The organism is Candidatus Alkanophaga liquidiphilum (assembly GCF_053996935.1).
The window spans coordinates 1-11396 of sequence record NZ_JBMXYC010000055.1 but is presented as its reverse complement, the minus strand read 5'-3'; the positions used below and the strand labels follow the sequence as shown (position 1 = coordinate 11396).

Sequence of the window (11396 nt, the reverse complement as noted above, 5' to 3'; positions counted from 1 at the left end):
CTGCGTATGAGAAGATACAGAGCGAGACTGATGAGATACAAGATGGGGAGTGGAGCGTGACGCTCGACACGTCCGACGCCGAGCCGGGCATCTACACAGTGCAAGTAGAAGACGAGGACGGCAACATCGACGAGGCGACGTTCGAACTGCTACCTTCTGCGTTTATTATCACTGTTTCAGCAGACGAGGACGTTTACACGCTCGGCGAAGTCGTCAGGCTAAACACGCAACTTCAAAGCATCGGCGGTCCCTACTTTATAGACTTTGGCATCGACCTCAGCTACAAGGGCGAGCGTTGGACTTTTGCAGTGGTCGAGAACGTCTGGTATCCCGCCGACCGCACGTGGAGCGGCATGCTCCCGCTGAGAATTCCCAGAAGCCGCCTCGTGCCGCCCGGCGATTATCATATCTACATCTGGGTTAAGGACGCCAGCATCGGACAACTCCTCGGCGAGGGCTCTGACGTTGTCACAATCACGCACGGCAGGCTTAAGGAGAAGATAGACATTACGTTCTAACTTTTTCCTTTTTTCTTTCTTTTTAGCGTTGTCTAATTTTGCGTTTGGTATTCCTTAGCCCATCTTGCGGCGTTTTCCAAGTAGAAACGGACGGCGTCTTGCAAGTTCTTGAAAGACTCTTCGGGCGTCGCGCCGCAGCACGCCACGCCCAGCTCCACGCACTCCGTTACGTAAATCTCGCCACGCTTCTTGGTCACAGCTGTTAGCTTCATGCGTTTTCTTTTACTCGTGCGAATATTTTTATATTGTGGGCGAGCGTGGGAGAATGAAGACGAACATGGAAATTGCCGTAATCTTCGACGAGATTGCCGACATCCTCGAGTTTAAAGGCGATAACCCCTTCAAAATAAAAGCATACAGGAGCGCCGCAAGGACGATAGGGTCGCTGACGCAGGACTTGCAGCACGTCGCAAAGCGTGGCGAGCTTACGAAAATTCCGGGGATCGGGGCGGCGATTTCGAAGAAAATCGAGGAAATTATCCGCACTGGAAAACTGCGGCTGCACGAGGAGCTGAAGAAGAGCATTCCTGAAGGCTTACTGGAAATGCTTAAAATTCCGGGCTTGGGCGTTAAAACTGTTTCGAAAATCTACGAGCACTTCGGAATTTCAAGCGTTGAAGACTTGGAGCGGCTGGCGAAGGAGCGCAGACTTCGCAAGCTTCCGGGACTTGGTCCGAAGGCTGAAGAGCGCATTTTAAAAGGTATAGAGCAGTATAAAAGGCAGAAAGGCGTAATTCTCCTCTGGAGGGCGTTGCCACTCGCCGAAAGGTTGCTGGAGGAGCTGAAACAGGTAAGTGGCGTTCAGAAGGCGGCGGTGGCGGGCGACATCCGCAGAATGAAAGACATAGTGAGCGGAATTGACATCCTGGTGGCTGCTGACAAGCCTGAGGACCTTTTCAAGGCGTTTTCGAGGCTGGGCAGCGTGGAAAACTTAAATCTGGATGGAGAGGGGGGTGCTGCCTCCGCCGTCGTTGCGGGTGTGCCGGTTCGCCTCAAAATCGCCCCGTTGGAGTCATTCAGCGCCGCTCTCTTGACTCTTACAGGCTCGGAGGCGCACGTCAACAGTTTAAAAGCGCTTGCCTCCGCAGCGGGCATGAAACTCAACGAGCGTGGGCTTTTCAAGGTTGAAGGCGGCGTTGAGCGTCGTGTTCGTGGAAAAACCGAGGAAGAAATCTACGAGCGTTTGGGGCTTTGCTACGTCCCGCCCGAACTCCGGGAGGGTCGCAACGAAGTAAAAGCCGCCGCTGAAGGGAAGCTTCCGAGGCTTCTGGAGCTTTTAGAAGTTCGGGGCGACCTGCACGTGCATACGAGCTGGAGTGACGGCGCTAGAAGCATTGAGGATATGGCGCTCTCCGCCGTGGGTCTCGGTTACGAATATGTTGCGATTTGCGACCATTCCAAGAGCACTGCTGGCGGGCTTTCCGAAGAGGAACTCCGACGGCAAATTGCAGAGGTGGAGGAAGTGAACGAGCGTTTTGAGCGCCGAGGTTTGCATTTTAGGGTGCTCGCAGGCGTCGAGGTTGACATAAAGGAAGATGGTAAGCTCGTGCTCGGCGACGACGTTCTAAGTGAGCTTGACGTCGTCGTGGCAGCCGTTCATTCTAAATTCTCGCTCGACGCAAAAGCGATGACTCGGAGGATTGCGGCGGCGATGGAAAACGAGCACGTCTCGATAATCGCGCACCTGACAGGACGCCTCCTTGGGAAGAGGGAGCCTTACGCCGTTGACATCGACGCCATAATGGAAAAAGCCCGTGAGACCGGGACGATTTTGGAGTTAAATGCATATCCAAACCGCCTCGACCTGAACGACGAGCACTGTCGCCTCGCAAAGGAGTATGGTGTGAAAATTGCGATTTCCACCGATGCTCATGACGCTACGCAGCTGCAATTCATGAGCTTCGGCGTCGCCATTGCTCGTCGTGGCTGGCTCGAAGCTAAAGATGTCGTGAACACGCTCCCACTTAAAGAGCTTTTGAAGGTCATTTAATGGCTCGGGCGAGGAAGGCTTTTTATACAGTCGCCCAGCACTCACGCTTGTCGTTTCGCTGTCGGCACAGGCTATGCACTCAACTTAAAACCGCTTCTCCGAGTCGCAGCAGCGTTTTCACTTCTTCTAACGTTGGATAGTCCATCACCTTTTGGATGTGGGCGGCACCGCAGGCGTTCGCAAAGCGCAAACACTCATCGAGGCTCTTGCCCTTGAGAACTGCGAAAATAAAGCCGGCGTTGAAGGCGTCGCCGGCGCCGGTCGGGCGCCGCACTCCTACCCTAAAAGCCTCAACATGGACTTTCAAATCTTTTGAAAGCCATGCCGAGCCACGCTCGCCTAAATGCAGAATCACATTCTCGCAACCCCACTCTAAAAGCTTCCTCACACACTCCTTAACGTCGGATAGTCCCGTCAGAGCTTTCAGCTCACGCTCGTTCACGAAGAGAAACGTCGTTTCCGGTAGCAAGCTTAAAACGGAATTGCGGGCGTCCTCTCCCCAGCCGAGGTATGCGCTCCAGCCTATATCAAGGGCGGTCGGCACGCCGCACTCCCGCCTCGCAAACTCCAGAATCTTCTTGTTTGCAGCGAAAAGCGAGGGCGTGTTCCAGTGCCCCGCCCGCATCACGAACTTCGCACGCTTCAAAACGTCGTAGTTAATGTCTTCAGGCTGGAAGTCGAGGTTTGCGCCCCTGTAAGAGAGCATTGTGCGGCTGCCGTCCCTGAACGCGATGCTGACCGTTATTCCGGGAGTTTTGAAGCGCTCCGAAACGCTCGCAAGGCATTCGACGCCGTAACTTTCAAGGACGCTTAAGAGCAGCGTAGAAAGCTCGTCCCTCCCCACCTTGCATATCAACGCCGTTTTCAGCCCCAAGGAGGCGCACGCCGCCGCACAGTTTCCGGCTTGACCGCCAAGGCTCGTCAGAAACTCAACGCCGACTTGCGTATCCCTATCCGGGTAACTCTCAAGCGGTGACGTCATTATGTCGTAAAAAACATCCCCAATGACCACAACGTCGTAGCTCATGACCTTGACAAGGTTATTTTACTTTTTCATTTTGCCGCCTAATCTCTCTCGGACCGCTTTTTCCATAACGTCGATCGGCGGCGAGATTTTAGTCCATATTTTGAAGGCTTCGGCGCCCTGATACACAAGCATTTTCACACCATCAATCCTACGGCGGACACCTGCCTTTTTCGCCTCTTTTAAAAGCCTCGTCTCTACAGGATTATACACAACGTCAAAGACTACGAGATTTCCATGCATCAGGTCCGCGGTGACGAGAGTTTCCTCGACGTTCGGATACATTCCTACGGATGTCGCATTTATCAGGATGTCCGCATCTTCAATCCTCGTCGGGAGCTCTTCTAGCCCACCCCATTCAATTTTAGTGTCCCCCAGCGGGGGGCGGAGGCGCGCCGCCAACTCTCTTGCACGCTCAACCGTCCTATTAAGGATTACGAGGCTGGTGCCCTCGTCCCGCAGGTAGAAAGCGATGGCTTTTGCGGCGCCTCCCGCACCAAGCAGCAATACGTTCTTCTTGGCAAGGCTGCCGACGTTTTCTTTAAGAACCCGAACGGCAGCGATGCCGTCCGTGTTGAAAGCGTTCGGCTTGCCCTCCGTGGCCCCGAAATTAACAGTGTTTATCGCACCAATCCGTTTAGAAAGCTCGTCAGGTCTCACAAAATGCATCGCCACTTCCTTTAACGGAACGGTGACATTGAGCCCGCCGAAGCCCAAGCTTTCGGCGCCTCGTATCGCATTGCCGACATTCTGCGGCGGCACTCGGAACGCAAGATAGATAGCATCGAGTCCGAGCGCCTCGAAAGCGGCGTTGTGCATCACCGGCGAAAGACTATGCTCTATGGGGTCGCCTATAACTCCATAAACCTTTTTCATGAGAGTAAAAAGGGAAATTGAATCATTTCAGCAGCCCCAAATCTTTCAGGACCACTCTCAACTTCTTCACGTTTTCCTCGCTCAGCTCCGCAAGCGGGAGTCTCAACGTGCCATTCGCAAGCCCTAAAAGCTCTGCTGCCTTCTTCACAGGAATAGGGTTCGTTTCAAGGAACACAGCTTCGAACAGCGGCATCAACCTGAAGTGCAGCTCTCTGGCACGCTCGACGTCGCCTTTCAGCATCGCTGCCACGAGCTCGCTCATCTCCTTTGGCACGATGTTCGCCGCTACTGAGATCACACCCCTGCCACCGAGCGCCATAATCGGGAATGTGAGGGCATCGTCGCCGGAAAGGACTACGAAGTCTCTGTCTCTTGTTGCCCGTATGATTTTTGCCACTTGACCGATATTGCCGCTTGCTTCTTTGATTCCGACGATGTTCGGGACGTCCGCAAGCTCAGCAACAACGTCAGGCGTCATGTTCAGCCCCGTCCTCGAAGGCACGTTGTATAGCACAAGCGGAAGTTCCGTAGCGTCGGCTACCGCCTTAAAATGCTCTATCAGCCCTCGCTTGTTCGGCTTGTTGTAATAGGGCGTGATTAGCAGTGCAGCGTCCGCCCCCACATCTTCGGCATATTTCGTCAGCTCTATAGCCTCTCTCGTGCTGTTCGAGCCCGTACCCGCGACGACAGGCACCTTGGAACAGTCCACGACAATGTCTATCACACGCTCGTGCTCCTCGTAAGATAACGTGGCGGACTCGCCGGTCGTGCCACATGGAACTATACCCGCGACGCCGCCCTCGACGACGAAGTCCACGAGGCTCCGCAATCGCTCCTCGTCGAGCTTCCCACCCTTCGTAAACGGGGTTATCAAAGCTGGAAATACACCCTCAAGTTTCAACACAACAACATCCCCCTAAATCATCTCCATTCCTCTTCTTACCTTGCGTGTTATGTAGCCGGCGACCCTGTTCCGCACCTCCTTACTCTCTATGTTCGTGTAGGCTTCCACGAGCTTCTTGTTCTCATTAAAATCGCCGCTGAAGCCATTTACTTCACGTAACAACTGCTCTGCTATGCTCTTTATGTAAGTCGGCTTGATTGCTCCTATGCTGACCACCCCATCGCACATTTATGCTCTTTCGCACGACGCACATACCGCAATCGCTACTATGCCTCTCCTTGTTTAAAAAAGTGTTGCTGCTAATTCCTGCGTCTCCTGATGCAGGGAGGTAGCGGAAGTATTCATTTCCAACATGGGAAAATTAACATCAAGGCGGAGAGGAACTTTATAAGATTTCCGACGGTATCCTCCCGAGGAAAAGTCGACCCTGCCGAAAACGGAAGGTAGTCGACATAGACCGGCGTGAATCGCTTCCGTGTTCCTGTCGCGGTGCTGACATCCTCTCACGCTGAAGCGTGTGAGGTTCCTGCTTCTGCTGAGAGAAGCAGAGGGCGTGCCACCGCCTCGTTAATGACACCCGCAGACCAAGAGGTCTGAGCGTGTCCTATAGCTATATTCACACAACCAACAGCATCCCTGTGAGCTTCCAGCCCGCAGTTCAAGCACTTGAACAATCTTTTTCTTTTGAATACATTTCTTGAGTGGCATCTCGGACATACTGAGGAAGTATAAGACTCGTTCACTTCAATCACTTTTATGCCGTATTCCTCAGCTTTCTCTTTGATTCTCTGTACCAAATACTTATTACTCCAGAAGTTGTGTATCATCGAGTTTGCCTTCTTCCCTTTTGAGTTGTTCTCTCTGATGCCGTTTAAGTCTCCAACAACGATCTCTGAAACTCCCTTACTATAACACAGCTCGACGAATCTGCTGACGATGGTGTTCACCGCATGCCTGAACCTTCTCTTTCGCTTTCTGTACAGTTTTCTTAACCTCTTGGATGTGTGCTTATCGTTTGTCTCTTTCAGCACGGATTGGTGTTCGGCAATCTTTTCAGTCCAGTACCACCAGTCTGCCAGTAGAGAATTTCCTCTAAATCCTATTACCTCGCCATCTATTTCTGCCATTATTGGAACTCTAACTCCCAAATCACAGTATGCCTTCTTATTTCCAATTGGTTGATGTAGAGGTTCAACCTCTACAGGTTGGAGGGCATACCATGATTTGGATAAGTCATCGTATACTATTTCTAAACGTCCTTGTTTACCTTTCCACCTATTTCTGCCTTTCCATTTTATTCTTAACCCAAGCGGTAGCCTTAACACATCACCTCCTAACTTGTAACAATCATTACGAATGAGAATTCTCAACACTCTCTTTCCTTTCTTACGGTCTTTCCAATATCTCGGTGGTCTTACGTTTTGATATTTTGGAAGTTTTCCTTTAGCCTTTCGCTTCAGTAGAGCAAAATAGGATTTCCAAGCTTCGTTGTTCTTTATGATGATTTGCTGAGCAGTTGCTGAGCCTATTAGATGCTTGTACTTGTTGTATTCTTCATCGGTGTTCCAATCTATTTCTCCACTAAAGAAAGATTGTCTTCTCTTATAATTAATTTCATTCCATAACCGTGAGCAATTATCTGCTAACTCGAAAAGTTTTTTCTCCTGTTCCTTTGTGGGTTTTAGTTTGAAGATGTTAGTCCTTCTCATCTCATTTCCCCTTTTGTTCTTCAATATATTTCTTTACAACTTCGAGAATAAATCTTTCGTCTGGGATGCAATTCATCTCAACCCTAAAAGGGCAAGAGCTTTCTTGCTCATTATTCTGGTAACAGGAGGCAAGTCGTCTCGCCGAAGCAGGAAGCCCTCACCTAAGGCTTAGGTGCGAGGAACTGCCACGACTATTGTTCAGAAAGTTTCAAGGCAGCCAGCGCCGCGGCGTGTTCCTCCGAAAATCATTGACGTTACGTTACACGCTCGAATTCAATTATTCACGAACTCTCGTTGAAATCAAAATATTCACCAACACGAAACAGATGCACAACAAGAGGATTCCATTTAGACCGTAAAGTAAATAAACAGGTAAGGTTACCACAGGTGATAGTCCGTATCCCAGAAAACGGAAGCTATTGTATATTGAAGAGGCTGCCCCTCTTGCTTCTGGCATACGTTCAATGACCATCGTGTTAAGCGGAGTAAGAGCAATCTCCCTTCCCATGCCCAGAACAGAGATAGGGATGAAAAATAATGCGTAAGAATGCACGCACATAAATATTGAGAACGCCCCGAGCATGATGAGCAGTCCTGCAAATAACGTTCTCTTCCTACCGATGAAATCCGTGAGATACCCAGCAACCGGCGCCGTCGCAATCCCCAAAAATCCGAACGTAGACAATAAAATGCCTATTTTATCTTCACTTACCGTCGTCTTCAGCGTATCTGACAAGAACGTCATCGCTGCAATGTTCCCAAAAAATATCACGAACCCCATCAAATAGAGTTGCAAAACCTCTTTGTTTCTAAGCACGCTGTTTATTCTTCCAAATACCTCTCCTATTCCGCCATTATGCCTTAGAGTACTACCCAAAGCCTCGAAGGCAAGGATGTAAATAAATCCCAACAGTGCAGCGAACATGGACAACATCATAAATACGAGCCTCCAATCAATAGTCGCAAGAAAGCCTCCAACTAATGGTCCCAAAGCAACCCCGGCTGTTATCGAGGCGCTATATCCCCCCATTATCCTGCCCCTTTTCTCATATGGGAAGATGTCGCCGATTATTGCCATGATGATTGGGGAGATAAAGGCGCTCCCAAGTCCTTGCAGAGCTCTTGCGCCAAGAAACAATCCTATTTTGTTCGAAAATGCGCAGAATAGGGATGCAAGTGAAAATGTAAAAAGTCCAAAGATGATGACATGCCGTCTCCCATAAATATCTGAAATTGCACCTGAAAATAGCTGGAAGAACGCAAATGGAATCATGTAAAGCGTAATAGCTGCTGCTATAAACGAAATATCGGTGTTAAAGAATCTTTCAAGTGAGGGAATCAATGCAAGGACCGTATTCCCTCCGAAAGGTCCAAGAAATACTGAGAGATATAATAAAATGAGGAGATTTTTTGATGACATCCTCTACCTCGGATTTCCAGACCCCCAACCTCTAAACCGCCGCCTTAAAAGCCCTGCGCACCGACAATATGCACGTGGGGGCTAAGCAGCTAATGCTACCACAATGCGTCAAGCTTTATCTGCCGCTACCAGCGTGGCTCTTGCCCTGTCCAAGAGGACTTCGATGATGCGGTCGTCGGCGCCGAGCGGCTCTCCGTATATTATTCTCAAGCTCTCCCCGTAGCTTTCCAGTATTTCCGGAATGTCCTTGAGCGTGTGCGTGCCCCTCGCCAGAAAGACGGGGAGCACGAGAACCTTCCCGCCCGGAGAAGCAACGGCAAGCTCCTCCAAAGTCTCTTCGAGCGTGGGCTTGTTCTTCTGCAGGAAGGCTATGCGGACCGAGCGAAATAAGCGGCGCTCTTCTACTTTCCTGCGGAAGGTCTGCAAGAGTTGCTCGTTATATGGTAGGACGCTCCCATGCCCCACTAAAACCAAATCCACGTCCTCATACATCTTATCACCTAAATATTCCTAAGCTCCTCCCTGCTCACATTCTCCCTGAGCACGCCTTCCTTTATCAGTATGATTCTATGGGTGGTGTTTGCGAGAAGTTCCCTGTCGTGGCTTACGATGGCGAATGAAGTTCTGTAAGTCTTGTTGATGTCTTTTATGATGTTTGAGACCTTGCGTGCTGTCAGGGGGTCGAGGTCGCCAAAGGGCTCGTCGAGGATGAGCAGAGATGGGCGAGCAGCGAGCTCGACCGCGAGCGCCACTCGAATCTTCTCGCCGCCTGAAAGCTCGTAGGCGCGCCTTCCCAGAATCTTGGAGCTCAAGCCCATGAACTCGAAGATCGAAAGCACCTCGTTAACATCTAACTCCACCTGCGGGATTGCCGCATATATTTCAAGGATTTCGTCCTCTGGGATTTCCAGCTCGTCGAGAATCCCAGAGCGCACGCCAGAAGGCATGTCCGCCAGCCGTAGCACGAAGTCTAACTGTGTTTCCGTAAGCTCGAAACGCTCCATGAGCTTCTGCATGTCCTCCTCGGTAAGCTTCTTGAATTTTCGCCGCCCTCGTATTATGTCTTCGACCTTTGCGTGATGTGTGAGCCCGAATTCTTGATGCAGGATGCCTATGTTGCGGCGGACCAATGCGCTGCGGATGCCGAGGCTCGTGAGGTCGACCTGCCTGCCGTCCTCGTAATAAAGGACATGCCCCTCGTTCGGAAGCTCGATGCCGGCGAGTATGCGCATGAGCACGGTCTTCCCGACGCCTGAGGGTCCTACTATCCCCAGAATCTCGCCACGGTGCACTACGAGGTCTACATTCGTTATCTCGAAAAGCTTCTTCAGCGTGTAATGGTAGTAACGCTTGCTAACGTTATCGAGCTTGAAGAGCGGCTTCTTTTCTTTTAACGGCGGCAGGGGCGCCGGCGGCTCAAGCTCGCCCAAAAACTCCTCTACTATTTCTTTAACGTCGCCTTCCTTTCGTATTCTGCCATCATCAAGCCATATGAGGCGTTCGGAAAGCTCTTCATGGAGGTGCGGCATGTGCGACACAAGCAACGTCGTCATCCCCAATTCCTTGTGGATGCGTCGAATCACTTCAATGTTCTCCCGTTTTTGCTCCGGCGCTACCATCGTCAGCGGTTCGTCGAGCAGCAGAATCTTGGGGCGAATTGCAAGCTGTCTTGCGAGGAGCAGTCTTTGCTTCTCGCCGCCGCTGAGCGTGAGCGCTGCCTGTTCTGCCTTGTGCTCAAGCCCTACGAGTCTTAGGAGATGCATTGCTTCCTCCTCGTAACGTTTGTAGTCGGGGTCGTCTTCAGGCGGGAGTCCTGCTGTCTCGTCGCCCGTTTCTAGCGCCATCAGCCGTAGCATGAGATTTTCCTTCGTCGTCTCCGCCCAGAGCGCAAAAGAGCGTTGCAAGTGTATTGCCGTCTTGTCCTTGACCTCTTGAATATCCCGAAATGAAGACTTCGGCGTGAGAGTTGTGCCGGCGATGCGGACGACGCCGTCGTCGAAAGGTTCGACCCCTCTCAAAATTCTGAGGAGTGTGGTCTTGCCGGCGCCGCTCCTCCCGATGATGCCAACTATTTCGCCGGGATAGACCTTAAAGCTAACCCCTCGCAATGCCTCCACGAACTCACCAGTCGAAAGCTTGTAGCTCTTCCTGAGATTCTTTACCTCTAAAATGGGTTCGACGTCGCTCATTCTAATATCTTATACTGTTTCCCCCCTTTAAAGCGTTTAGCTCATCACTTCAGAGACCACTCGGATGGAGGCATAACCGGATTTCACTGCAGGTGAATTTAAAGGAATCGGAGGTTTGATGAGGAAAAATATTTGAGGCAAAATTTGCTGGAGCTATCTATCGTGCAGCAGTTTCCTCTTTATCTTCCCGTTGCTCACAAGACCCCTTGGGGAATGCGCAACGCAGGCGGAGGTGGGCGGGTTGGATTTAAATATCGGTTTGAATATATAACATTTTGTTTGTAGCCCATCGGATAACGCTGCTGGGAGGTGAAGAGCATCCAGAATGAGTATATACGCAATGCGTATATGAACGAGTTAGGCGACATTGGCCTCTTTAAAAAGGAGGTGTATCTAAAATGTATAAAATAAAAGATGTCTTAAAACCCAGAAAGGATGTATTGGAAGGAACATTTCAAGGAGTAATACAAACGCATAAGGTTGATTCAAAAGAGAAACGAATTGAAAACAATCCAGAAGAATTCCTGAAAATTACCTATCCTTCTTCAGCAATAAAAAGAACTCTTGAAAGGATAGAAGAGAAGTTATCGGGAAGGTCACATCAAGGGGGGTTCTTACTTGTGGGACCATACGGCTCTGGTAAATCCCATTCACTGATAACTCTTTACCATTTGTTTAATAACCCATCATTAGCAGAAGAGTGGGGAAAGCGGTGGAGATTGGATTTTGAATTACCTAAAAAATCCCGGTCTGTTATAGTATCCAC

Annotated in this window: 12 protein-coding genes; 3 read left to right on the top strand and 9 right to left on the bottom strand. The window is 50.5% G+C overall.

What is annotated here, in order from left to right; translation table 11 throughout:
- Positions 1-518 (top strand): hypothetical protein (locus ACXJJA_RS07470; RefSeq protein ID WP_456487585.1); only part of this gene is annotated, 518 nt, incomplete at its 5' end.
- 32 nt (positions 519-550) lie between these two features.
- On the opposite strand, the gene ACXJJA_RS07465 is transcribed toward ACXJJA_RS07470, so the two are convergent.
- Complete coding sequence (locus tag ACXJJA_RS07465; RefSeq protein WP_456487584.1) at positions 551-730, bottom strand: type II toxin-antitoxin system HicB family antitoxin; 180 nt, start codon at positions 728-730, stop codon at positions 551-553.
- Positions 731-765: 35 nt separating this feature from the next.
- Between ACXJJA_RS07465 and polX the strand changes: the two genes are divergently transcribed.
- Positions 766-2508, top strand: a complete 1743-nt coding sequence (gene polX / locus ACXJJA_RS07460; RefSeq protein WP_456487583.1) for a DNA polymerase/3'-5' exonuclease PolX — start codon at positions 766-768, stop codon at positions 2506-2508.
- Positions 2509-2587: 79 nt separating this feature from the next.
- On the opposite strand, the gene ACXJJA_RS07455 is transcribed toward polX, so the two are convergent.
- The 8 genes from ACXJJA_RS07455 to ACXJJA_RS07420 form a co-directional block, all read right to left on the bottom strand.
- A complete protein-coding gene (locus ACXJJA_RS07455) occupies positions 2588-3535 on the bottom strand; it encodes a carbohydrate kinase family protein (protein ID WP_456487582.1) in 948 nt (315 codons plus the stop codon).
- A gap of 18 nt (positions 3536-3553) precedes the next feature.
- The gene (gene aroE / locus ACXJJA_RS07450) at positions 3554-4408 is read right to left on the bottom strand and encodes a shikimate dehydrogenase (protein ID WP_456487581.1); all 855 of its coding nucleotides are present in this window, start codon (positions 4406-4408) and stop codon (positions 3554-3556) included.
- A gap of 22 nt (positions 4409-4430) precedes the next feature.
- The gene (gene dapA, locus ACXJJA_RS07445; RefSeq protein WP_456487586.1) at positions 4431-5309 is read right to left on the bottom strand and encodes a 4-hydroxy-tetrahydrodipicolinate synthase; all 879 of its coding nucleotides are present in this window, start codon (positions 5307-5309) and stop codon (positions 4431-4433) included.
- A 15-nt stretch (positions 5310-5324) separates the two neighbouring features.
- A complete protein-coding gene (locus ACXJJA_RS07440) occupies positions 5325-5540 on the bottom strand; it encodes a 30S ribosomal protein S17e (protein ID WP_456487580.1) in 216 nt (71 codons plus the stop codon).
- Positions 5541-5815: 275 nt separating this feature from the next.
- Entirely contained in the window at positions 5816-7045 is a 1230-nt protein-coding gene (locus ACXJJA_RS07435; protein WP_456487579.1) for an RNA-guided endonuclease InsQ/TnpB family protein, read from the bottom strand.
- A 253-nt stretch (positions 7046-7298) separates the two neighbouring features.
- Positions 7299-8441: an MFS transporter gene (locus ACXJJA_RS07430; protein WP_456487578.1), complete on the bottom strand. Its 1143-nt coding sequence runs from the start codon at positions 8439-8441 to the stop codon at positions 7299-7301.
- 108 nt (positions 8442-8549) lie between these two features.
- A complete protein-coding gene (locus ACXJJA_RS07425; RefSeq protein ID WP_456487577.1) occupies positions 8550-8933 on the bottom strand; it encodes a CbiX/SirB N-terminal domain-containing protein in 384 nt (127 codons plus the stop codon).
- A gap of 8 nt (positions 8934-8941) precedes the next feature.
- Positions 8942-10630: an ABC transporter ATP-binding protein gene (locus ACXJJA_RS07420; RefSeq protein ID WP_456487576.1), complete on the bottom strand. Its 1689-nt coding sequence runs from the start codon at positions 10628-10630 to the stop codon at positions 8942-8944.
- Positions 10631-11028: 398 nt separating this feature from the next.
- Between ACXJJA_RS07420 and ACXJJA_RS07415 the strand changes: the two genes are divergently transcribed.
- Positions 11029-11396: DUF499 family protein (locus ACXJJA_RS07415; RefSeq protein WP_498038916.1), on the top strand; the 368-nt coding region annotated here is incomplete at its 3' end.